Raw genomic sequence first — 23,956 nt, forward strand, 5'->3', positions numbered from 1 at the left:
ACATCCTGGCCGCGTGCCGGGCAAAAAAAACCGCGCCTTGGCGCGGTCAAGTCTAGGGAGGAAACACCCAAGGAGGGTATTTACAGTCAAAGACTGTGACCTAACGCTAAGCACTAGATGCACAATTGTCAATCATTTTATTTTATGCATATTTTTTAGGCTTATGCCGAAAATATGGAAACCGTCGTTAAGGCATCCGTACGAGTGGACGGCGGATGTGATTCCGGTCTATGCATCTTGCCACACAGTTCAGGCTCAATCGTTCAGGTAATGAGGTTTCGCATGCTGCCCGACCGGGATTTCTTCTTCAAACTTGCCGATGCAGCCAGCGCTGAAACGCTCCCCCGCTTCCGGATGGGCATTGCCGTCACCAACAAGCAGGATGGTGGTTATGATCCCGTGACGGAAGGTGATCAGGCGGCCGAAAGCGCCATTCGCGCCCTTATCGAGGCGCGTTTCCCGCAGCATGGCATTCTGGGCGAAGAACACGGCAATGTCGGCCTCGACCGCGAGCATATCTGGGTTATCGATCCGATTGACGGCACCCGCGCCTTCATTTCCGGCGTGCCCGTCTGGGGTACCCTGATCGGGTTCCAGTCGGCCGGCCGCGCCACAATGGGCATCATGGAGCAGCCCTTCACCCGGGAGCGTTATTTTGCCGATGGCGAAGCGGCCTGGTATTTCGGGCCTGACGGCGAACGCAAGATCCGCACGCGTGACTGTGCTTCGCTCTCGGATGCGGTGCTGTTCACCACGACCCCCCATATCTTCACCGCAGAAGAAAAGCCTTTTTATGAAAAGGTGGAGGAACAGGTCCGCCTCTTCCGTTACGGCGTGGATTGTTACGCCTATTGCCTGCTTGCTGCCGGTCATGTCGATCTGGTGATCGAATCCGGTCTGAAGCCCTATGATGTCGGCGCGCTCATTCCGGTAGTCGAACAGGCTGGCGGCATCATGACCACATGGGATGGCGGGCGTCCGGAAAATGGCGGCCGCATTCTGGCCGCGGGTTCCAAAGCCGTGCACGAACAGGCACTCGCCATTCTCTCGAAACTATAAACCGTTTCGTGTCGGCGGCCATTCACTCCGGCGCAAAAAAGGCGTCGATGGCCGCCAGCGCCTGTTTGCGGAAAACGTCGCGCTCATGCAGCAATTCGTGGCGCGCACCGGTTATGGGAAGAAGCTGCGCCGCGCGGAAATTGCGCGATAGCTCTTCCTGCGCCTTATAAGGCGTGATCGTATCCAGCATCGGCGCGAGAATAAGAGTTGGAATGGCTATGTTCGTCAGATGCTCCTGACGGGTCACCCGCCCCATGGCCTTCAGCGCCTCATAGACCCATCGCGCCGTCGGCGCGCCGATGAACAGTTCCGGAAATTGACGGTGCAGTGCAAGGTTTCTTGCAAAACGTCTGGCGTCAGAGGTCAGCGGGTTGCCGTCGAAATCCCGTTCACGCTGATCCCTGCCCAGCTGAATCTTTCCAAGACCCAAAAGGCTTAAGGACGTTGCGACCAGGCGGATAACGGGCGAAGGAATGGATTGCTGGCTGTCCAGCTCGATAAAGGGTGAACAGAGGGCCAGCCGGTCAATGCGGTTCGAAAGCCCGGGCGCAGAGGCAAGCGCTGCGAGCGCACCGGTGGAATGCGCGATCATGAAAAACGGCAACCGCGTATCCGGCAGCACCACCTGCTCGAGAAAGAGGCTTATGTCCCGCTGATAGTCGGAAAACCGCCGCACATGCCCCGCACCCGGCTTCTTCAACAGCCTTTCGGAGCCGCCCTGCCCGCGTGTGTCGAAGGTCGCGACCCAGAAACCCATGGCCGTCAGATCGCCGACCGTTTCGAAATATTTCTCGATACATTCGTTCCGGCCATGCAGCAGAACGACGGTTCCGCGCGCAATGTGCCGGCTGGCGCGGAAGATCGCATATCGAAGCTGTTTGCCGCCATGGCCGGTAAAATAACCGACGGTATGGTTGCCGGGAACCGGGTTGTCTTCGCTCTCGCGCAATGTGGCTTCGATCATCGGTCTTTTCCGGCTGTCATGCCTTTTCGGGATAGGTCCACCGCGAGCGAAGGTCAAAGAAAAAATTGCCGGAACCGTCGGTTAAAGCAGTCGCGGTTCCGGCCAGTAAGACAGAAGAAGAAGGGACGTTATTGCTTCTGTCCACGGAGAATGTCTCCGATGACCGAAGTTTTATGGCTCTGAAACTGAACGATGCCGGAACCCGACGTTCAGCCATGGTTCATCTTGCCATTCGCCTTTTCGCCCTTGATGCACCCCCTTGACGCGGCGGCAAGCCATTCCCATCTCATTCATGCGGTCGCCAGAACGGGACCGCGCCATATGTCCGGCCGTCGCCAGAACGGGACGCCGGGCTCAACCGCAAACAGTCGCTTCATAAGGAGGACACCATGCGTCACGTCGATTTTTCCCCCCTCTATCGCTCCACCGTCGGTTTCGACCGTCTCTTCTCGATGCTCGACGGCCTCGGCCAGCCCGAACAGGCCCAGTCCTATCCGCCGTATAATATCGAGCGGACAGGTGAAAACGCCTATCGCATCACCATGGCCGTTGCCGGCTTCGATGAAACCGAACTCAGCATCGAATCCCGTGCCAATACGCTGACGGTGAAGGCCGAGAAGGCCGCAGATGAGAAGTCGTCCGAGGGCGAGTTCCTGTATCGCGGCATTGCCACACGCGCTTTCGAGCGCCGCTTCCAGCTGGCCGATCACGTCGAAGTCCAGACCGCTTCCCTGAAGAATGGCCTGCTTCACATTGATCTCGTCCGCAACATCCCGGAAGCCATGAAACCGCGCCGCATCGCGATCTCGTCCGACAGCGCTGAGGCGCCAAAGACGATCGAAGCACAGATCACGCCGGCCCAGGTCAACTAAGCCGATCCGGATATCAAACGAACGGCCCCGTCATGGGGCCGTTTTTATTTGGTGAAGATTTGCCCTTCAGCGAGTGGAGACGACCACGCCTTCTGTAGCCGCCGCCTCCGATATGGCCGCTTTTTCATGGGCCTTGCGAGCGTAACGCTGGGCCAGCACCGCGCAGACCATCAGCTGGATCTGGTGAAAAAGCATGATCGGCAGGACGATTGCGCCGATGCTCTGGCCCGCAAAGATGGCGCCCGCCATGGGCACACCGCTGGCAAGGCTCTTCTTTGATCCGCAGAAGGTGATGGTGATTTCATCCGCCTTGTCGAAACCGAGCGCCCGGCTGCCGAACATCGTCACGCACAGAACAAGCGCCAGAAGCACGATATTGATGGCGATGACCACGCCGATGTCGCGCAGTGAAAACGTCTGCCAGATGCCTTCGATCACGGCATCGGAGAAGGCGAGATAAACGACCATCAGGATGGAGCCGCGATCGACAGGGGACAACAATTTCTTGCGCGCCCTGATCCAGTCGCCGATCCACGGCTGCAGCACCTGACCGGCAATGAACGGCAACAGAAGTTGCAGGAAGATCTGCAGGAAAGCATCCAGCGAGAATCCGCCGCCATGACCGCCGACAGCAAACAGCAGACCGACCAGCAGCGGCGTCAGGAACATGCCGAAAATATTCGATGCAGAGGCCGAACAGATTGCGGCAGGCACGTTTCCGCCTGCCATGGATGTGAAGGCGATCGACGATTGCACCGTTGACGGCAGGACGCAGAGAAACAGGACGCCCATATAGAGCGGCGCCGGCAGAATACTCTCGGGAATGAAGCCGATCGCCACACCCAGCAGCGGGAAAAGGCCAAAGGTAACGAGAAGGATTGCCAGATGCAGGCGCCAGTGCAAGATACCGGCGATCACCACATCCCGCGAAAGCCGCGCGCCGTGCAAAAAGAACAGCAATGCGATCGCCAGCTTCGTCGCAAGTCCGAAATAGTCCGCAGGCTCTCCGCTGATGGGCAGAAACGAGGCCAAAATCACGGTGGCAACCAGCATCATGGTGAAGCGGTCGGGCAGGAAGCGGGTCATGGGAAGTCTTTCCGGCATATCGGTTTTGCTTGAAACGCGCGCTACTATCGCTCATCATGAATTCGGATGCAAAGATTAACAGTTATCGCGATTTGAGATAAATGCTGAACCTTCAACATCTTGCCAGCTTCGTCATGCTTCAGCAAACCGGCAGTTTCACGCTGGCTGCAGAGCGGCTGGGTATCGGCCAGTCCACCGTCAGCCAGCATATTCAACGGCTGGAGGCGGCACTTGGCCGCCGGCTGATTGCGCGCAGCACCCATCAGGTAAAGCTGACGGGCGAAGGCGAGGCGCTCCTCGGTTACGCCCGCAATATGCTGGAGATCGACAGCAAGGTCTCATCGCTGTTCAGCGAAAACCGCCTGCGCGGGCGCTTAAGGCTCGGCGTATCGGAGGATTTCGTCGCCAGCCGGCTGACGGCCATTCTGGAAGAATTCATCCGCCTTTATCCTCTGGTGGATCTGGAACTGACGGTTTCGCTGAGCGGCGTGCTTTACCAGATGCAGGATAATGGCGAGCTGGACGTCGTGCTTGCCAAACGCCGGCTCGGCGACAAGCTCGGTCACTTCCTTTACCGCGAACCGCTGGTCTGGCTGGCGCGTGACCCGGAGCGGATGCTGAGCCAGCCAGACGCCCTGCCGCTGATCGCCTTTCCGCCCCCGAGCATTACGAGAAAGGCGGCGCAGGAGGCGTTGGACCGGGCCGGTCTTGCGTGGCGCATCGTCTGCACCTGCGGCAGTCTCAGTGGATTGACCGCTGCCGCAAGGGCGGGCATGGGCATTCTGGTGCAACCGCGCAGCATGGCGCCCGCCGGTCTCAAGGAGATTGCGGCGGACGTGCTGCCGGCGCTCGAAGACGTGGAATTTGTGCTTCAGCCCAGCAAGGGCACGGACACGAAACTGGTGCGCGCCCTTTCCGATCTGGTTTCCAGCAAGAGCATCGCACCGGGCAGTTTCGTTTAAATTCTGTCAGTCTTCCCGCCGCGACAGGCAGCGGCCGACGCTATCCCGCCAGCCGGCGATGGCGTTTTTCCGCTCCGTCTCATCCATATCGGGATTGAAACGGCGGTCGCGTTTCCAATGGGCGGCGAAGGCTTCACGATCTGGCCAGATGCCGGCGCGCGAAGCTGCGAGCCATGCCGCACCCAGAATGGTCGTTTCCAGAAACACCGGCCGGTCCACCGGCGCGGCGAGAACATCGGCCAGCCGCTGCATCGTCCAGTCGGAGGCAACCATGCCGCCATCAACCCGCAGAACCGTTTTGCCGTTGTCGCCCGCCCAGTCCTTGCGCATGGCGTCCAGCAGATCGAAAGTCTGATAGGCAACGCTTTCCAGCGCCGCACGCGCGAATTCCGCAGGTCCGGTGCCGCGCGTCAGGCCGAAAATCGCGCCCCGCGCCTCCGCATCCCAATAGGGCGCGCCGAGGCCGGTGAAAGCCGGCACCAGATAGACCCGCTGCTTGGGATCGGCTTTTTCGGCAAGCGCGCTGACTTCGGAGGCGACCGAAATGAAGCCCAGCTCGTCACGCAGCCATTGCACCGCCGCACCCGCAATGAAGATTGAGCCTTCAAGCGCATAGGTCGTCACTCCGTCGAGACGATAAGCAATTGTCGTGAGCAGCCGGTTCGTAGAAGTCACCCGGTCGGTGCCGGTGTTAAGAAGCGCAAAGCAGCCGGTGCCGTAGGTCGATTTCATCATCCCCGGTTCGAAGCAGGCATTACCGATCACGGCAGCCTGCTGATCGCCCGCCACACCGAGGATCGGTATTTCCGCACCCAGAAGCGCATTGTCCGTCACGCCGAAATCGGCGGCGCAATCCAGCACCTCCGGCAGCATGGCGCGAGGAATATCGAGGATCGACAGCAACTCGTCATCCCAGGCATTGTCTTCGATATTGTAGATCAGGGTCCGCGAAGCATTGGTCGCGTCGGTCACATGGCGGCGACCGCCAGTGAGACGATAGATCAGGAAACTGTCGACTGTGCCGAAGCAGATTTCGCCCTTCACGGCTTTCTCGCGAAGGCCGCTGACGCTATCCAGAAGCCATTTCAGCTTGGTGCCGGAAAAGTAGGGGTCGAGCAGCAGACCGGTCTTTTTCGAAAAGAGCGGCTCCAGCCCCCTTCGTTTCAGATCCTCGCAGATCGGCGCGGCACGGCGATCCTGCCAGACGATCGCCCGGTGTACCGCCTCGCCCGTGTTGCGATCCCAGAGCACGGTCGTTTCGCGCTGGTTGGTGATGCCGATCGCCTCGATATCGGAAGCGGCGATGCCGGCATCGGCGAGCGCGAGCCGGATCGTTTCGAGCACGCTTTTCCAGATATCCTCGGCATCGTGTTCGACCCAGCCGGAGGCCGGGAAATGCTGCGGAAATTCTCGCTGTCCGACACCGATGACCCGCATGTCGCGATCAAAGACCATCGACCTTGTCGATGTCGTCCCCTGATCGATCGCCAGAATATAACCGCCCATTATGTCACTCCCTTTCAAACGCAATGACGGGGCGGCAGAGCCGCCCCGGTTTAAGATTTCACGCAGACATTACTTCTGCCAGCTTTTGACCAGTTCGTCGTAATTGACGGTGACCGGTTTTTCCTTTTCGTTGGCGATCTTCAGCTGCGGCGCCAGATTGCCCTTCGAAACGGCGTCCTTGTTCCAGTAGTCGATATCATGTTCTTCCGCCAGTTTCGGGCCGATATCGCCCTGCACACCGGCGCGCTCGATACGGGCCATGACCTTTTCCTGCTCGGCGCAGAGCGAGTCCATCGCAGCCTGAGCGGTTTTCGCACCCGAAGATGCGTCACCGATCGCCTGCCACCAGAGCTGTGCCAGCTTCGGATAATCAGGAACGTTGGTGCCGGTCGGCGACCATTGCACGCGGGCCGGCGAGCGATAGAACTCAATGAGACCACCCAGCTTGGAAGCCCGGTCCGTGAAGCTCTGGTGATGAATGGTGGAGTCACGGATGAAGGTGAGACCCACATGGCTCTTCTTCACGTCAACGGTTTTCGAAGTCACGAACTGCGCATAAAGCCAAGCGGCCTTGGCGCGGTCGTCGGGGGTGGATTTCATCAGCGTCCAGGAGCCCACGTCCTGATAACCGAGCTTCATGCCGTCCTTCCAGTAGACGCCATGCGGCGAAGGCGCGACGCGCCATTTAGGCGAACCGTCCTCGTTCACGACAGGCAGGCCGGGCTTGGCCATATCGGCGGTGAAAGCCGTGTACCAGAAGATCTGCTGGGCGATATTGCCCTGCGCCGGCACCGGACCGGATTCGGAGAAGGTCATGCCCTGCGCTTCCGGCGGCGCATATTTCTTCAGCCATTCGAGATATTTCTCGATGGAATAGACCGAGGCCGGACCGTTGGTATCACCACCGCGCGCCACGCAGGAGCCGACCGGCTGGGACTTGTCGTTGACCTTGATGCCCCATTCATCGACCGGCAGACCATTCGGCAGGCCCTTGTCGCCGTTACCCGCCATGGAAAGCCAGGCATCGGTGAAGCGCCAGCCGAGTGACGGGTCCTTCTTGCCGTAGTCCATATGGCCGAAGACCTTCTTGCCGCCGACATCGCGGCCGGTGAAGAATTCGGCGATATCCTCATAGGCCGACCAGTTGACCGGAACGCCGAGGTCATAGCCGTATTTGGCCTTGAAATCGGCCTTGTTCTTGTCGTCGTTGAACCAGTCGTAGCGGAACCAGTAAAGGTTCGCGAACTGCTGGTCGGGAAGCTGGTAGAGCTTCTTGTCCGGTGCCGTCGTAAAGGCGCTGCCGATGAAATCCTTGAGGTCGAGGCCGGGATTGGTGACATCCTTGCCCTCATTGGCCATGAAATCGGTCAGGTTGCGAACCTGCTGGTAGCGCCAATGCGTGCCGATGAGGTCACTGTCATTCACCCAACCGTCATAGAGGTTCTGGCCAGTCTGCATCTGGGTCTGGATCTTTTCGACGACGTCACCTTCCTGGATGATGTCATGCGTGACCTTGATGCCGGTGATGGCGGTAAAGGCCGGTGCCAGAACCTTGGATTCATATTCATGCGTGGTCAGGGATTCGGAAACGACCTTAATGTCCATGCCGGCGAAAGGTTTCGCGGCATCGATAAACCATTGCAGTTCCTTTTCCTGATCGCCACGTGAAAGCGACGACATATCGCCGATTTCCTTGTCCAGAAACTGCTTTGCTTCCTCCATCCCGGCGAAAGCGGAACCCGTCATTGCCAGCAGCATGGCCGCCGTCGTCGTCATCAGATGCCGTCGCATATCAGTCCTCCCAGGGGTTTGCGATTGCATGAAGTCTGCGGGTGCGGTTTTCCTCCGCCGCACCTTTTTCCTGCTCTAGACAAAACGGAAAACGCCGATGGCGTAGACCAAGGATAGAGCGAGAGCCCACCACAGGTTCGGGCCGACCAGCCCGAGCCATGCGAGATGAATGAAGGCGCTGCCGAGCAGCGAGATGAACAGCCGGTCGCCGCGTGTTGTTTCAAAGCGCAGCAGGCCGAAGCGGGGGTTGCCGCCGGGTGAGAAATATTCCCAGAACCACATGCCGACGAGCAGCACGGCAATGGCGCCGAAAAACGCCGCCGTCTGCCAGGTCCAGGCCATCCAGGTAAAATCGGGCATCTTCGTCATGGTCAAACCCTCCCCAGCGCAAAGCCCTTGGCGATGTAATTGCGCACGAACCAGATCACCAACGCGCCCGGAATGAGCGTCAGCACCCCGGCGGCGGCAAGCAGCCCCCAGTCCATGCCGGCGGCGGAAACGGTTCGCGTCATGGTCGCGGCGATCGGCTTGGCGTCGGTCGTCGTCAACGTGCGGGCGATCAGAAGCTCGACCCATGAGAACATGAAGCTGAAGAAACAGGCGACACCGATGCCGGAGGCGATGAGCGGCATGAAGATCTTCACGAAGAATTTCGGGAAGGAGTAACCGTCAATATAGGCTGTCTCGTCGATCTCCTTCGGCACGCCCGACATGAAGCCTTCTAGGATCCACACCGCCAGCGGCACGTTGAACAGGCAATGCGCCAGCGCCACGGCAATATGCGTGTCGATCAGGCCGAAAGCCGAATAGAGCTGGAAGAAGGGAAGCGCGAAGACGGCGGGCGGCGCCATACGGTTGGTCAGCAGCCAGAAGAACAGGTGCTTGTCGCCCAGAAAACGATAACGGGAGAAGGCGTAAGCCGCTGGAAGCGCTGCCGCGACCGAAATCACCATGTTCATCACGACGTAGGTAATCGAATTGATGTAACCCGAATACCAGGATGAATCCGTGAAGATCGTCCTGTAGTTCTGCAATGTTGGCTGGTGCGGATAAAGCGTCATGGATGAGACGATTTCCGAATTCGTCTTGAAGCTCATATTGATGAGCCAGTAGATCGGAACGAGTAGAAGGATAATATAGATCGTCGGCACCAGCCAGGAAAAGCGCGATGGTCCATGGCGGCGGCGCGAGCGCGAACTCGCGGCAAGGCTGGCTAGGGCCGCCGCTGACGCTCTCGCCGACGGATTGCCGATACCGTTGCGTTCCACGCTTGTGGTGACATCAGAGGCGCTCATGTCTCAAGTCTCCGCGTCGTGGCTGGTCATTACGGTGTAGAACACCCAGGACAGCAGCAGGATGATGAGGAAGTAGATCAGCGACATGGCCGCCGCAGGCCCGAGGTCAAACTGCCCGAGCGCGACCTTCACGAGATCGATGGACAGGAAGGTTGTGGAATTACCGGGGCCGCCGCCGGTAACCACGAAAGGCTCGGTATAGATCATGAAGCTGTCCATGAAGCGCAGCAGGAAGGCGATCAGCAGCACCCGCTTCATCTTCGGCAACTGGATGTACCGGAACACCGCAAACCGTGACGCGCCATCGATCCTTGCCGCCTGATAATAGGCGTCCGGAATGGAGACGAGGCTGGCGTAGCACAATAGCACGACAAGGCTTGTCCAGTGCCACACATCCATGATGATGACAGTAATCCACGCGTCGACCGGATCGTTGACGTAGTTATAGTCGAGCCCAAGCTGATTGGCGTAATAACCGAGCAGTCCGATATCGCTGCGGCCGAACACCTGCCAGATCGTGCCGACAACATTCCAAGGCACCAGCAGCGGCAGCGCCATCGTGACGAGGCAGACCGGAACGCCGATGCCGGATTTCGGCATCTTGAGTGCGATGAATATGCCGAGCGGAATTTCGATCGCCAATATGATGCCGGAAAACACCAGGTTGCGCCCCAGAGCGTTCCAAAAGCGATCGGAACTAAGGATTTCCTCGAACCATTGCGTTCCCGCCCAGAAGAACTGGTTGTTGCCGAAGGTGTCCTGTACCGAATAGTTCACGACGGTCATCAGCGGAATGACGGCGGAAAAGGCAACCAGCACCAGCACCGGCAGCACCAAGAACCATGCCCTGTTGTTCCAGCTCTTTTCCATGGTCAGGCTCCCATCTTCACGCGCCAGGAATCGGCAAAGACACCGATGGCGGCCGGATCGAAGCGAACACCCGCCTCCGCCGGAATTTCGTCCTCTTCCGGCACGACGATCGCTAGCTTCTGGCCCGCAAACCGGGCGCGAACGATCTTTTGCCGGCCGATGTCCTCCACCTTGTCGACGGTGATGGGCATGCCGCCCCGCTCCAGCCGCACAAATTCCGGGCGGATACCGATCTCGATCCGCTGCTTCCCGTCAAGCTTCGGCACACCGGCAAGCGGCACGCCAAGGCCACCGACCATTGCCGTTGCGCCATCGATGCTTGCGGGCAGCACGTTCATGCCCGGAGAGCCGATGAAATAACCAACGAAAGTGTGTCCCGGCCGCTCGAAGAGTTCCGCAGGCGTGCCGATCTGAACGATTTGCCCGTCATACATGACCACCACCTTGTCGGCGAAGGTCAGCGCTTCGGTCTGATCGTGGGTGACATAGACCATGGTGAAACCGGACTGGCGGTGCAGGCGTTTCAGCTGCGAGCGCAGCACCCATTTCATGTGCGGATCGATCACCGTCAGCGGCTCATCGAAAAGAATGGCGTTGACGTCGGATCGCACCAGTCCCCGCGCCAGCGAAATCTTCTGCTTCTGGTCCGCCGTCAGTCCCCGCGCGCGGCGTTTGGCCATGCCGGAAAGATCGGTCATCTCCAGGATTTCCTGCACGCGGCGGTCGACCTCGGCTTCCGGCACCTGCCGGTTGCGCAGCGGAAAGGCCAGATTGTCGTAAACCGTCATCGTGTCGTAAACGACCGGGAACTGGAAAACCTGGGCAATGTTGCGGTCTTCGGTCGCAAGATCGGTGACGTCAGTTCCGTCAAAGGCGATGCGGCCCTCTGAGGGGCGCAGCAGCCCGGAAATGATGTTGAGCAAGGTGGTCTTGCCGCAGCCGGAGGGACCGAGCAGCGCATAGGCGCCGCCATCCTCCCATTCGTGATGCACTTCCTTCAGGGCGTAGTCGCCTGCCGCCTGCGCCTTGGCATTGTAAGCATGGCGAATATGATCGAGCGTGATGCGTGCCATGATCGATCTCCCTCAAGCCGCTTCGCCGATGGCGTGGCCGTTTTCATCGAAAGCCATCAGGTGCCGCGTATCGAGAAAAAGCTCGATCTCCGTATCCGGCTCGATGTCGTGAATGCCCTGCGCCAGCATGACCCAGCGCTGGCCTGAAAATTCGACGTGGACGAAACTTTCCGACCCGGCAATCTCCGAAATCAGTGTCCGCGCCCGGAGGGACTGCGCTGCCTGCCCTTTGCGATGCGGGAAGAGATGATGCGGCTGGAAGGCGATGGTCAACGGCCCGTCCGGCAAGGTGGCAAGATGCTGCGGAACCATGACGACGGCCCGGTCCACCCGGGTGAAGGCATCACCGGTCTTGATGACCTCGATGGTGTTGAGCGGCGGATCGGCGAAGATTTTGGCAGTCACGATATCAACCGGCTGCCGGTAAACCTCGATCGTGCGGTTGAATTGCGTCACCCGCCCTTCGTTGAGCGTCGCCGTATTGCCACCAAGCAGCAGCGCCTCGGAGGGTTCGGTGGTGGCATAAACGAAGATCGCGCCGGATTCCGCAAAGATGCGCGGCAATTCCTCACGCAATTCCTCGCGCAGCTTGTAGTCAAGATTGGCCAGCGGCTCGTCGAGCAGCACCAGATTGGCATTCTTGACGATGGCGCGGGCAAGCGCCGTGCGCTGTTGCTGGCCACCCGAAAGATTGAGCGGTGTGCGATCAAGATAAGGCGTCAGCTTTAAAAGCTCGGCGGCTTTTCTGACCTCCCTGTCGATTGTAGCCTGATCCTTGCCGGCGACACGCATCGGCGAGGCGATGTTTTCGTAAACGCTGAGCGCCGGATAATTGATGAACTGCTGATAGACCATGGCGACGTTACGTTTCTGCACCGGCCAGCCCGTCACATCTTCGCCGTTGAAAAAGATCGCACCGCCGCTTGGCTTGTCCAGCCCGGCCATCAGCCGCATGAGCGTCGTCTTGCCCGAAAGTGTCGGTCCAAGCAGGACGTTCAGGCTTCCGCGCTGCAACGTCAGATTGGTCGGGTGAATGTGATATTCACCGCCGGCCATCTTCGAGACGTTTCGCAATTCAAGCATGGTGATCCAAAGCCTCCTCCGCTTTTCGTCCGGATCGTCAGATTGCCTTCAAGCGTCCACCTGCAATGTCTTCGATATAATCCTCCAGCCCGCGCACGTCTTCGGGGGTTAAAAAGAGCCCCTGCTTGGTGCGACGCCACAGAATGTCCTCCGCCGTCAGCGCCCACTCCCGCGCCATCAGCCAGCGCACCTCGGTCTCATAAAGCGTACCACCGAAATGCCGGCCCAGTGCCGCCTTCTCGCTTGCATTGCCGATCATCGCTGCCGCATCCGTCCCGTAGCAGCGGACAAGCCGCTGGGCGTGACGCTCATCAAGGAAAGGATAACGCGACCGCAGTGCCGTAACCTCTTTGGCATAGGCCTCGGCACCGAAGTTCCCGCCTGGCAAATGCGAACCTGCCGTCCATGGCGAGCCCTTTTCACCCAGCGCCTCGCCGATTTTTTCAAGAGCATGTTCGGCAAGCCGCCGATAAGTGGTGAGCTTGCCGCCGAAGATATTGAGGAGCGGCGCTTCGCCTTCAGCTCCTTCGGTTTTCAGCACATAATCGCGGGTCGCTTCCTGCGCTTTCGATGCGCCGTCATCAAACAGCGGCCGCACGCCGGAATAGGTCCAGACGATATCGGCCGGCGTCACCGGCTCAGCGAAATATTCGCTCGCCGCGCTGCAAAGATAGCTGATCTCCTCATCGCTGATCTTAACAGCACGGGGGTCGGCGGTATAGTCGCGATCCGTCGTACCGATCAGCGTAAAGTCCTGTTCGTAAGGGATGGCGAAGATGATGCGGCCGTCCGGATTCTGGAAAAAATAGGCGCGCGGATCGGAAAACTTCCTGCGCACGATGATGTGGCTGCCCTGCACGAGGCGAACATTGTGGACATTGTTCTTGCCGAACGTCGACGCCAGAACCTTGTCCACCCAAGGGCCGGCGGCATTCACCAGCATGCGCGCCCGATAGGTCGCGGTTTCTCCGGCCGCACTTTTTGTTTCGACCCGCCAGAAGGCGCCTTCACGCCGCGCCGAAACGACCTGCGTGCGGTTGAGGATCAGGGCGCCGCGTTCGGCCGCATCCCGGGCGTTCAGCACCACCAGCCGGGCATCGTCCACCCAGCCGTCGGAATATTCAAAAGCCTTGGCAAAAACCGGTTTTAGCGGTTTTCCGGCCGGATCACGGCGCAGATCGAGTGAGCGGGTGGCAGGCAGAAGCTTGCGGCCGCCGAGATGGTCGTAAAGAAAAAGCCCGAGACGAACGAGCCAGGCCGGGCGCACGCCGCCCTTCTGGAACGGCAGCACGAAACGCATCGGCCAGATGATGTGCGGCGCCATGGCCCAGAGCACTTCCCGTTCCATCAGCGCTTCGCGAACCAGACGAAACTCGTAATGTTCGAGATAACGCAAGCCGCCGTGGATGAGCTTGGTGGCGGCGGACGAGGTGCCGGAGGCAAAATCGTTCATTTCCGCAAGTGCGACGGAATAGCCCCTGCCGACGGCGTCACGCGCAATGCCGCAGCCATTGATGCCGCCGCCGATCACGAAAATATCGTGGATTGCCTCGTCAGACATGGACCCTCCCGCGCTTTCATCGACGCTCTCCCCATCGATATATTGAAAGCATGGCCATCTAATTCGAAGATAAAACGAATGTCAAACGAAATTCCGGTGGTGGCGGATCAGGGCTCACGCGCCTCTGTTTCGATCAGCCGGACATCGTGATCGGCACAGATGGATCGGATCGAATCGACCGGACAATGATCGGTGATAAAGGTGTGCACCTGCGACAGATGGCCGATGCGCACCGGTGCCGTGCGCTCGAATTTCAGCGAATCCGACACCAGAATGACGTGGCGGGCGTTGGAGATGATCGCCTGCGCGACCTTGACCTCGCGAAAGTCGAAATCCAGCAGGGCGCCATCCTCATCAATCGCCGACACGCCGATAACGGCGAAATCGACCTTGAACTGGCGGATGAAATCCACCGCCGCCTCGCCGACGATGCCGCCATCGGAACCCCGCACGACGCCGCCGGCGATCACCACTTCAATGCCCGGGAAAACCCGCAACCTGTTGGCAACGTTAATGTTGTTGGTAATGACCATCAGCTCGTGATGGTCCGCCAGCGCTTCACCCACTGCCTCGGTCGTCGTACCGATATTGATGAAAAGGGAAGAGTTGTTGGGGATGAGGGCAGCGGCAGCGGCCCCGATCGCCTGCTTTTCAAAAGAGGCGATAGCGCGGCGCGCCTCGTATTTGACGTTTTCGTTGCCGCTTGGGAAAAGTGCGCCGCCATGGATGCGCGTCAGCACGCGCGTGTCGCACAGATCGTTGAGGTCCTTGCGGATTGTCTGGGGGGTCACCGAAAACCGCGCGGCCAATTCATCGACCAGCACCCGCCCGTTCGCTTTTGCCAGTGCAACGATTTCATCCTGACGCGGTGTAAGCAGCATTTCACCCTCCCTCCTCTTTCAATTTTTTCGTTTCATTGAAGAGCGAACGAAAAACCAATGTCAAGGGACGGTTTTATAGGGGACGATAGCGACCGACTTGTGGACATACGCAAAAGCGCACCTGCATTACCCGGCAAGCTTGTTAGCCGGCTTTTGAATTGGCGCAGATACCGGCTCCTGCGTGCCGGCACCGGAAAACATTGAGGACATGGCACCAAACGCATCGCCGATGCCGATCAGCACCGGTTCGTTCACGCCCAGCCTCGTAATTGCCGCAGCCAGTTGCGCAAGCGAACCGCACCAGCGCTGTTCGTTTGAACGGCTAACAGAAATCATGACGGCAACGGGTATTGAGGCAGGCATGCCGTGCGCAAGCAAGGAAGACTGGATCACGGCCGCGGTTCGCCCGCCCATATAAAAGACAGTGGTTATCGAGGGATCGGAAAGCGATTTCCAGTCGATATTGTCCGGCAGCTTTCCCTGTCGGGAATGTCCGGTGACGAAGCGGACCGACTGCGCGTGGTCACGATGCGTCAGGGAAACACCGAGGCGCGAGGCCATGGCGCTTGCAGCCGTGATGCCGGGCACGACCTCGAACGGGATATTTTCGGCTTCCAGCGCGGCAATCTCCTCGCCGGCGCGCCCGAAGATCATCGGATCGCCGGATTTCAGCCGCACCACCCGTTTGCCGGCCTTGGCGAGACGGATCATCATCTCGTTGATGTCCTCCTGCCTGCAGCTTTCCCGGCCACCGCGCTTGCCGACAAGCATGCGCTTGGCCTCGCGCCGCGCCAGCTCCAGTACTTCCGTTGAAACGAGATCATCGAACAGGATGACATCAGCCGCCTGTAGGGCGCGCACCGCTTTTAGTGTCAACAGTTCTGCATCGCCCGGTCCAGCACCAACAAGCGTCACAAGGCCGCGACCCGATCCCCCTCGCCCGGCCTGTGTTCCGATATCCGTGAGCAGCCGTTCTTCACTTCCCTCATCCAGCCTTTCGGTAAACGCCCGATCGACGAATTTTTCCCAGAAAGACCGCCGCGCCGAACCGGGAACGAGCCGCAGGTTGACGCGCTCGCGGATCGTCTGGGCAAGTGCACTCCAATCTTTCAGCGAAAGCGGCAACAGGGTTTCGATGCGCCGGCGGATGGCCTGCGCCAGAATGGGTGCGGCACCATCCGTGGAAATCGACACCACCACCGGCGAGCGATTGACGATGGAGCCGAACTGGAACTGGCAGAACTCCGGCTTGTCGATGACGTTGACCGGAACGCCGGCCGCACGCGCGGCATCGTAAAATCTTCCGGCTTCCGCATCGGTTTCGCAATCCGCCAGCGCCAGTTCCGCACCTTTGAAAATATCCGGAGCCCACGAACGGTCATGCCATGTCAGCATCGTGCTTTTTGCGAAGAGCGCCGCAAAGCTTTCCGCAAGCTCGCTTTCCTCGCAATAGAGATGAAGTTCCGCCCCGCAGGCCAGCAGCAGTTCAGCCTTCCACGCGGCACCGTCCGATCCACCCGCTAACACCACGCGCTTGCCCTCGAGCCCCCAGAAGACTGGCAACTTGGCGAGCTTCTCCATGCGGGCCGGTTCATTCCGCTGCGGTTTTAAGGCATCCATCGATGATCCCCCTGATTTCAGCGCGGCAGGAGCCACAATTGGTCCCGGCATTCAGCACCTTGCCGATGGCTTCGACGCTGTGGCAGCCATCGCGGATCGCAGCTGTGATCTGGTTCACCCCGACATTGAAGCAGGAGCAGACAGTCGCGCCCGGATCGGCCCGGCCGGCTCCCGGACGACCGGCGACCAGCGCAAAACGCATGCGCAAATCCTCATGGCGTTCGTTCAGTTGCGATATCGCCCAGTTGCGGGCAACGGCCACCGGCTCTCTGGCGACGAACAGCGCCGCCAGCAACGTTTCGCCGTCGAAGAAGGCAATGCGCAAATCGCCGGTCTGCCGGTCGCTGTAACCCAGCGGCTCGATCCGGGCATCTATGCCGAAGACCTGCCGCGCCCAGAGCGTCCAGTCCTGCGGTTCTTCTTCGAAAGCAAGCTCTATGCGATAGCCGCCATCCGCCTTGGCGATGGCCCAGTACGCACAATCCGGCGCAACGGGCCGCGTGCGGGAGATGGCGAAACCATAGGCCTTGGCCTCGAACCGTGTTGCCTTCACGCCCATGTTTTTCGAGGCGGGCTGGCCGGAATGCGGGTCCGTTACCGGAGCCACAACCATATCGATCCGCGCCCGCGAGGCGAACTGGTCGTTCCAGTGCATCGGCGCAAAGACCGAGCCGCGCGCCTGCCTTTCGCTGACCAACGCCCGCAGCAGAACCTTGCCATGCGGGCTTTCCAGTTCCACCAGATCGGCGCTTTCAATTCCCAGCGTCTGCGCATCGCGCGGGTGAAGTTCGGCGAAGGGTTCGGCGATATGGGCGGTAAGCCGGGCGCTTTTGCCCGTGCGGGTCATGGTGTGCCATTGATCGCGAATGCGGCCGGTATTCAGCGTCAGCGGATAGTCCGGCGATGTTCTGCCGGTCTGCGGCAAGGCGGTGGCGATGAACCGCGCCTTGCCATCGACATGATAAAAACGGCCATCCGCGAAAAAGCGGGTAACGGCGATCTCGCCGGGCCGGGCTTTCGGCCATTGAAAGGGCGGCATCGTTTCGTAGGAGAGCCGGTCGATCCCGCTGATATCGAAATCGCGGCTTCCGGCATTCTCGAAGCCGGAGAGAGTCGCATGTTCGACAAAAATCTCGGATGGTTGCCGGTAAGTGAAAGCGGCGTCGAAACCCATGCGCCTCCCCACTTCCGCCAATTGCCACCAGTCGGCCTTTGCTTGGCCGGGTGCATCGAGAAAGCCGCGCTGGCGGGAAATGCGCCGTTCGGAGTTGGTAACCGTACCGTCTTTCTCCCCCCAGCCGAGTGATGGCAACAGCACATGGGCATGACGGGCCGTGTCTGTACCGGCCATGACATCGGATACCACGACAAAGGGACAGGCCTTGATGGCCGCCTCGACTGCACCGGCATCCGGCATGGAAACGACCGGGTTGGTAGCCATGATCCACAGCGCCTTGATGCGGCCTTCGGCCACGGCCCTGAACATATCAACCGCTTTCAGGCCGGGCTTTTGTGCAATGGCAGGCGAGGCCCAGAAACGCTGCACACGATCACGGTCTTCGGCGCTTTCAATGGCCATATGGGCGGCCAGCATGTTGGCCAGCCCACCGACTTCGCGGCCGCCCATGGCGTTCGGCTGGCCGGTCAGCGAAAACGGGCCCATGCCCGGCCTGCCGATGCGGCCGGTGGCAAGGTGGCAATTGATGATGGCGTTGACCTTGTCCGTGCCGCTCTGCGACTGGTTGACGCCCTGACTGTAACAGGTGACGGTCTTTTCAGTGCGTTCGAACAATTCGTAGAATGAAATCAGTTCGGCGACTGTCAGGCCGGTCGCCTCGGCGATCTCCGGCAGGCTGTGCCCGGTTGCTGCCCTCATCGCAGCATCAAAACCGACCGTATGGTTTCCCACATAACCGCGATCGATTGCGGGACTATCGGAAAGATGCGCCAGCAGGCCGGTAAACAGCGCCACATCCCCATCCGGGCGAATGGCGAGGTGCATGTCGGCAATATCGGCGCTCATCGTCCGGCGCGGATCGATAACGACGACTTTCATTTCCGGCCGCGCGACCTTTGCCGCCGCAAGCCTTTGGTAAAGCACCGGATGGCACCAGGCGAGATTGGAACCGGTGAGGATCACCAGATCGGCAAGCTCCATGTCCTCATAGGTGCCCGGCACCGTATCGGCCCCGAAGGCACGGCGATGGCCGGCGACGGAAGACGACATGCAGAGCCTTGAATTGGTATCGATATTGGCCGAACCGATGAAACCCTTCATCAGCTTGTTGGCGAGATAATAATCCTCCGTCAGCAATTGGCCGGAGACGTAAAAGGCAACGGAGTCCGGTCCGTGTTCGGCGATGGCTTGAGAAAACCGGGAAGCGACGAGGTCAAGCGCTCCGTCCCATGCCGCCCGCCTGCCGCTGATTTCAGGGTGGAGCAAGCGACCGTCGAGGTCGATGGTCTCAGCCAGAGCCGAACCCTTGGAACATAGTCTTCCGAAATTGGCGGGGTGGTCCTGATCTCCCCTGACGGAAACGACGCCATTATCATTGACGGTGGCGATAACGCCGCAGCCGACGCCGCAATAAGGACAGGTGGTTTTTGTTTCAGTGGGCATGGGTTTGCCCTCTCAGTGCGTGGCTGTTACCCCCCTCTGTCCTGCCGGACATCTCCCCCTCAAGGGGGGAGATCGCCAAGCGGATGGCTCCCCGTTCCCTCTCCACCGGCGACGACGCCAGTTGTGAATGGAAGTTTGTGCCGCGATTGATCTCCCCCCTTGAGGGGGAGATGTCCGGCAGGACAGAGGGGGGTAACGCCGCTGCCATCGCAATTCACTCCGCCGCAATCATCAAGGTTTCAAGCGCAATTGAGAGTCGTCCATCCAGATTGCGGACGGGTATGGTCTTCACCTCACCTTCATCCGCCCCCAGCGCCTTGCCCGTTTCCAGCGAAATGACCCAATTATGCAAGGGACATGTCACCGACACCCCATGCACGATGCCCTGAGACAGCGGCCCGCCCTTGTGCGGGCAATGATCCTCAATCGCGAAGATCTGATTTTCCGCCGTGCGGAATACGGCGATCTTGCCCATCGGCGTTTTCACGCAACGTGCGCCGCGCAGCGGAATGTCGGAGATGTCGCCAATATCGATCCAGTTGCTGTTCATCGTTCTCACTCCGCCGCCTCACTGAAACCGATTGCCGCCATGGGTTTGAATTCATGCTTATCGTGGCCGGACACGCGTTCGGACCAGGGATCGACCTGCGCGAATTTCTGGCTGAAGACGAAGCGGTCGAAATAGGCCCGACGCTTGCCCGCATCGTCCATGATCTGGCGGCGGATTTCGTCGTAACCGATGCGCTTGGCCCATTTGTAGATGCGCTCGAGATAGCGCGCCTGTTCGCGATACATCTGCGTCAGCGCCACGATATGCTCCAGCGCCTCATCCTCGGTTTTGACAAGACCGAGCACCTCCGTGCCCTTGATATCGAGACCGGCGGCACCGGCAAAATGGATCTCGAAACCGGAATCGACGCAGATGACGCCGATATCCTTGCAGGTCGCCTCCGCGCAGTTGCGCGGACAGCCGGAGACGGCGAGCTTCAACTTGGCGGGCGTCCACGAGCCCCACATGAATTTTTCGATGCGGATGCCAAGGCCGGTGGAATCCTGCGTGCCGAAGCGGCACCATTGTTCGCCCACGCAGGTCTTTACGGTGCGCAGCCCCTTGGCATAGGCCTGACCGGAGATGAAACCGGCCTTGCCAAGATCGGCCCAGACCGCCGGCAAATCCTCTTTCTCGATGCCGAGAAGATCGATGCGCTGGCCGCCGGTCACCTTCACCATCGGGATTTCGAACTTGTCGACCACATCCGCAATTGCCCGGAGTTCGGAGGAGGATGTAACGCCGCCCCACATGCGCGGCACGACGGAATAGGTGCCGTCCTTCTGGATATTGGCGTGGACACGCTCATTGATATAGCGCGACTGATAATCGTCGGCATATTCGTCGGGAAAGTCGCAGACGAGGTAATAATTGAGCGCCGGCCGGCACTTGGCGCAGCCGCAGGAGGTTTTCCATTCCAGTTCCTGCATCACGGCGGGAATTGTCTTCAGCCCCTTGGCCTTGATGAGACGGCGCACATCGTCATGGCCGAGATCGGTGCATTTGCACATGGGCTGCACGGCAGCGGGGTTGTAGCTGTCGCCAAGCGTCAGCGTCATCAGCTGCTCGACAAGGCCGGTGCAATTGCCGCAGGAGGCGGACGCCTTGGTGTGGGCGCGCACATCGTCGAGAGAAGCCAGCCCCTTGGAGGTGATGGCCGAGGTGATCTTGCCCTTGCAGACGCCGTTGCAGCCGCAGATTTCCGCATCATCCGGCAAGGCTGCAACGGCCGCCATAGGGTCCAGCGGAGACCCTCCCTGATAGGCCTGGCCGAAGATCAGGGTTTCGCGCATGGCGGAAATGTCGGTCGATTTCTTCATCAGATCGAAGAACCACGAACCATCCGCCGTCTCACCATAGAGAACCGCCCCGATAATACGGTTTTCCTTGAGGATCAGGCGCTTGTAGACACCGGCGGTGGCGTCACGCAGCACGATTTCCTCGCGGTCGTCGCCCTCCGCGAAATCGCCGGCGGAAAACAGGTTGATGCCGGTGACCTTCAGCTTGGTATTGGTGACGGAGCCGTAATATTCGGCCGAACCGCCGCACAGCCGATCGGCCAGCACGCGGGCCGATTCATAAAGCGGCGCGACGAGGCCGTAACACATGCCGCGATGTTCGGCGCATTCGCCGAGTGCGTAGATGGAAGCGTCCGACGTCATCATGCCGTCATCCACCACGATACCGCGATTGACGGCGATGCCGGCCTCCTTGGCAAGGCCGGAGGCCGGGCGAATGCCGACCGCCATCACCACCATGTCGCCTTTAATCACGCGGCCGTCTTCCAGCTCGATTCCTTCGACCTTCTCCTCACCGAGAATGCACTTGGTGTTGGCCTTGGTGATGATGTCGATGCCGCGCTCGTTCAGCGCCTTTTCCAGAAGATAAGCCGCTGCCGGATCGAGCTGGCGCTCCATGATCGTTGGCATCAGGTGGATGACGGTGACATCCATGCCCTGACGCTTGAGGCCGTAAGCCGCTTCCAGTCCGAGAAGACCCGCGCCGATGACGATGGCGCGGCCTTTGCCCTCGGCGATTTCCAGCATCTTCGTCACATCGTCGAGATCGCGATAGGCAAGCACACCAGGCAACTGATGGCCGGGAACGGGTATGATGAAGGGCAGGGAACCGGTGGCGATCACCAGTCTGTCGTAAGAGGCCGTGATGCCGTTTTCGCTGGTCACGGTCTTCCTGTCGCGGTCGATACCGGTGACCTTCGCGCCCTTGTGCAGCGTGACATTGTTAGCCGCATACCATTCGTCATTGTGGATGACGATGTCTTCATAGCTCTTTTCGCCTGAGAGCACCGGCGAGAGCATGATGCGGTCGTAATTGACGCGCGGCTCGGCGTTGAAAATGGTGACGTCGTAAAGGCCGGGAGCGGTTTCGAACAGGTTTTCCAACATGCGCCCCGGCGCCATGCCATTGCCGATGATGACGAGTTTTTGCGTCATGGGCGTTACTCCGCAGCTTCGACGAAGCGGTGACGTTCGTAAAGGAACTTCAGCACGGCCTCGCGGCATTTAAGGTAGGTCTTGTCGGATGCGAGCTCGATGCGGTTGCGCGGGCGCGGCAGCGGCACGTCAAGCACTTCGCCGATATGGGCGGCGGGACCGTTGGTCATCATCACGATACGGTCGGAGAGCAGCACCGCCTCGTCCACATCATGGGTGATCATGACCATGGTGTTGCCGAGCCGGGTGTGGATTTCCATCACCGCATCCTGAAGGTGGGCGCGGGTCAGCGCGTCCAGCGCGCCGAAGGGCTCGTCCAGCAGCAGGATTTTCGGCTCCATGGCGAGCGCGCGGGCAATGCCGACACGCTGTTTCATGCCCCCGGAAATTTCCGAAGGTTTCTTGTCCTTGGCATGGGCCATCTGCACCAGATCGAGATTGCGCATGACCCAGTCATGCCGCTCGGCCCGTGTCTTGGTGTTGCGGAACACTTTTTCCACGGCGAGGTTGACGTTTTCATAGACCGAAAGCCATGGCAGCAGGCTGTGGTTCTGGAACACGACGGCGCGTTCCGGGCCAGGTTCGTTGACCTCCCGGTTTTCGAGAAGCACCGCGCCTGCAGACACTTTCGTCAGTCCAGCGATGAGATTGAGCATGGTGGATTTGCCGCAGCCGGAATGGCCGATGACGGAGACGAATTCGCCTTTTTCGATGGTGAGGTTGATGCCTTTCAGCACCTCGGCGCGCGAGCCGCCCTTGTCGAAATATTTGTCGATGTGATCGAGCTTCAAATAAGCGTTCATAATTTTGGCCCTCTCAATTAGCCGCTGCGCCGCGGGTGATGACCTTGCCGAGCGCCGCCACCAGCTTGTCGAGCATGAAGCCGACAACGCCGATGTAAGCGAGCGCCACGATGATGTCGGGCAGGCGCGAGGAGTTCCACGCATCCCAGATGAAGAAACCGATGCCGACGCCACCGGTCAGCATTTCAGCCGCCACGATGGCAAGCCAGGAAAGGCCGATGCCGATGCGCAGGCCGGTGAAGATGTAAGGAGCGGCCGATGGCAGCATGATCTTGAAGAAGAATTCGATCTGGTTGAGCCGCAGCACCTGCGCGACATTTCGGTAATCCTGCGGAATATTGCGCACGCCGACTGCGGTATTGATGATGACCGGCCAGATGGAGGTGATGAAGATCACGAAAATGGCCGACGGGTTGCTGTCCTGAAAGGCAGCGAGCGAAAGCGGCAGCCAGGCAAGCGGCGGCACGGTGCGCAGCACCTGGAAGATCGGATCGAGACCGCGCATGGCCCAGACCGACTGGCCGATCACCGCACCGAGGATGATGCCGGCAATGGCCGCAAGGCCGAAACCATAGGCCACCCGCTCAAGCGAGACCAAAACGCGCAGGCCGAGACCGATATCCTGCGAACCGTTATGGAAGAAGGGCGAGACGATGAGATCGTAGCTCTCCTCGAAGACCTGGCTCGGCGGCGGCAGCGATGAGCCGGGGGCGGAACAGAGAAGCTGCCAGATACCGAGCAGCACGGCGAGGACGATGAACGGCGGTATGATGTTACGGGCCGCCGCCGCGCCCCATTTGCGCAGATCGATCCGCGAGACGGATTTCGGCGCCAGTGCCACGACGTTTGCCTTCTGTGCCACCGGTTGCTGCGGCTCTTCTTTGAATTTTCGGGCCAATGCGGACAT

The 23,956-nt window shown here is 59.8% G+C and carries 20 protein-coding genes; 3 read left to right on the plus strand and 17 right to left on the minus strand.

The genetic code is table 11. The features are described from left to right. Window positions 1-282 precede the first annotated feature (282 nt). Window positions 283-1,059, plus strand: a complete 777-nt coding sequence (gene hisN / locus JZY08_RS19850) for a histidinol-phosphatase (RefSeq protein ID WP_082185244.1) — start codon at window positions 283-285, stop codon at window positions 1,057-1,059. Between the two features lie 22 nt (window positions 1,060-1,081). Here hisN and JZY08_RS19855 read toward each other — a convergent pair whose 3' ends face one another. Next, window positions 1,082-2,023: an alpha/beta fold hydrolase gene (locus JZY08_RS19855; protein WP_003497916.1), complete on the minus strand. Its 942-nt coding sequence runs from the start codon at window positions 2,021-2,023 to the stop codon at window positions 1,082-1,084. Window positions 2,024-2,412: 389 nt separating this feature from the next. Between JZY08_RS19855 and hspL the strand changes: the two genes are divergently transcribed. Next, entirely contained in the window at window positions 2,413-2,895 is a 483-nt protein-coding gene (gene hspL / locus JZY08_RS19860) for a heat shock protein HspL (protein ID WP_003497918.1), read from the plus strand. 66 nt (window positions 2,896-2,961) lie between these two features. Here the strand turns inward: hspL and JZY08_RS19865 are convergent, their stop codons facing one another. Beyond that, on the minus strand, window positions 2,962-3,981 hold the full coding sequence (locus JZY08_RS19865) for a bile acid:sodium symporter family protein (protein WP_082186020.1): 1,020 nt from the start codon (window positions 3,979-3,981) through the stop codon (window positions 2,962-2,964). Between the two features lie 101 nt (window positions 3,982-4,082). On the opposite strand from JZY08_RS19865, the gene JZY08_RS19870 reads away from it, so the two are divergent. Then, window positions 4,083-4,943 (plus strand): LysR substrate-binding domain-containing protein, encoded by an 861-nt coding sequence (locus JZY08_RS19870; protein WP_003497931.1) that lies wholly within the window; start codon window positions 4,083-4,085, stop codon window positions 4,941-4,943. A 6-nt stretch (window positions 4,944-4,949) separates the two neighbouring features. On the opposite strand, the gene glpK is transcribed toward JZY08_RS19870, so the two are convergent. The 15 genes from glpK to ntrB form a co-directional block, all read right to left on the minus strand. After that, a complete protein-coding gene (gene glpK / locus JZY08_RS19875; RefSeq protein ID WP_216333324.1) occupies window positions 4,950-6,449 on the minus strand; it encodes a glycerol kinase GlpK in 1,500 nt (499 codons plus the stop codon). Window positions 6,450-6,518: 69 nt separating this feature from the next. Continuing rightward, window positions 6,519-8,240 (minus strand): ABC transporter substrate-binding protein, encoded by a 1,722-nt coding sequence (locus JZY08_RS19880; protein ID WP_003497935.1) that lies wholly within the window; start codon window positions 8,238-8,240, stop codon window positions 6,519-6,521. A 75-nt stretch (window positions 8,241-8,315) separates the two neighbouring features. Further along, window positions 8,316-8,609, minus strand: coding sequence for a DUF2160 domain-containing protein (locus JZY08_RS19885; RefSeq protein ID WP_035242939.1), 294 nt, complete (start codon window positions 8,607-8,609; stop codon window positions 8,316-8,318). A 2-nt stretch (window positions 8,610-8,611) separates the two neighbouring features. Next, window positions 8,612-9,535 carry a carbohydrate ABC transporter permease gene (locus JZY08_RS19890; protein ID WP_216333326.1) on the minus strand — a complete coding sequence of 308 codons (924 nt, stop codon included), beginning with the start codon at window positions 9,533-9,535 and terminating at the stop codon, window positions 8,612-8,614. A 3-nt stretch (window positions 9,536-9,538) separates the two neighbouring features. Beyond that, entirely contained in the window at window positions 9,539-10,405 is an 867-nt protein-coding gene (locus JZY08_RS19895) for a carbohydrate ABC transporter permease (protein WP_003497951.1), read from the minus strand. A 2-nt stretch (window positions 10,406-10,407) separates the two neighbouring features. Continuing rightward, window positions 10,408-11,478 (minus strand): ABC transporter ATP-binding protein, encoded by a 1,071-nt coding sequence (locus tag JZY08_RS19900; protein ID WP_003497952.1) that lies wholly within the window; start codon window positions 11,476-11,478, stop codon window positions 10,408-10,410. Window positions 11,479-11,490: 12 nt separating this feature from the next. Continuing rightward, window positions 11,491-12,561 (minus strand): ABC transporter ATP-binding protein, encoded by a 1,071-nt coding sequence (locus JZY08_RS19905; protein ID WP_216333328.1) that lies wholly within the window; start codon window positions 12,559-12,561, stop codon window positions 11,491-11,493. A 37-nt stretch (window positions 12,562-12,598) separates the two neighbouring features. Beyond that, window positions 12,599-14,122 carry a glycerol-3-phosphate dehydrogenase gene (glpD, locus tag JZY08_RS19910; protein ID WP_216333330.1) on the minus strand — a complete coding sequence of 508 codons (1,524 nt, stop codon included), beginning with the start codon at window positions 14,120-14,122 and terminating at the stop codon, window positions 12,599-12,601. Between the two features lie 107 nt (window positions 14,123-14,229). Continuing rightward, complete coding sequence (locus tag JZY08_RS19915; RefSeq protein WP_216333332.1) at window positions 14,230-15,003, minus strand: DeoR/GlpR family DNA-binding transcription regulator; 774 nt, start codon at window positions 15,001-15,003, stop codon at window positions 14,230-14,232. Window positions 15,004-15,129: 126 nt separating this feature from the next. Beyond that, window positions 15,130-16,623: a siroheme synthase CysG gene (gene cysG, locus JZY08_RS19920; protein ID WP_216333334.1), complete on the minus strand. Its 1,494-nt coding sequence runs from the start codon at window positions 16,621-16,623 to the stop codon at window positions 15,130-15,132. Further along, window positions 16,595-19,243 carry a nitrate reductase gene (locus tag JZY08_RS19925; protein WP_216333336.1) on the minus strand — a complete coding sequence of 883 codons (2,649 nt, stop codon included), beginning with the start codon at window positions 19,241-19,243 and terminating at the stop codon, window positions 16,595-16,597. Before JZY08_RS19925 ends, cysG begins: the two co-directional genes overlap by 29 nt. Before the next feature lie 214 nt (window positions 19,244-19,457). After that, window positions 19,458-19,793: a nitrite reductase small subunit NirD gene (gene nirD / locus JZY08_RS19930; RefSeq protein ID WP_082185233.1), complete on the minus strand. Its 336-nt coding sequence runs from the start codon at window positions 19,791-19,793 to the stop codon at window positions 19,458-19,460. Window positions 19,794-19,798: 5 nt separating this feature from the next. Further along, window positions 19,799-22,246: a nitrite reductase large subunit NirB gene (gene nirB / locus JZY08_RS19935; RefSeq protein ID WP_216333338.1), complete on the minus strand. Its 2,448-nt coding sequence runs from the start codon at window positions 22,244-22,246 to the stop codon at window positions 19,799-19,801. Window positions 22,247-22,251: 5 nt separating this feature from the next. Next, window positions 22,252-23,049: an ABC transporter ATP-binding protein gene (locus tag JZY08_RS19940; protein ID WP_216333340.1), complete on the minus strand. Its 798-nt coding sequence runs from the start codon at window positions 23,047-23,049 to the stop codon at window positions 22,252-22,254. A 13-nt stretch (window positions 23,050-23,062) separates the two neighbouring features. After that, window positions 23,063-23,956, minus strand: coding sequence for a nitrate ABC transporter permease (ntrB, locus tag JZY08_RS19945; protein WP_216333341.1), 894 nt, complete (start codon window positions 23,954-23,956; stop codon window positions 23,063-23,065).

Source organism: Rhizobium sp. X9, assembly GCF_018873185.1.
Taxonomy (GTDB): domain Bacteria; phylum Pseudomonadota; class Alphaproteobacteria; order Rhizobiales; family Rhizobiaceae; genus Agrobacterium; species Agrobacterium oryzihabitans.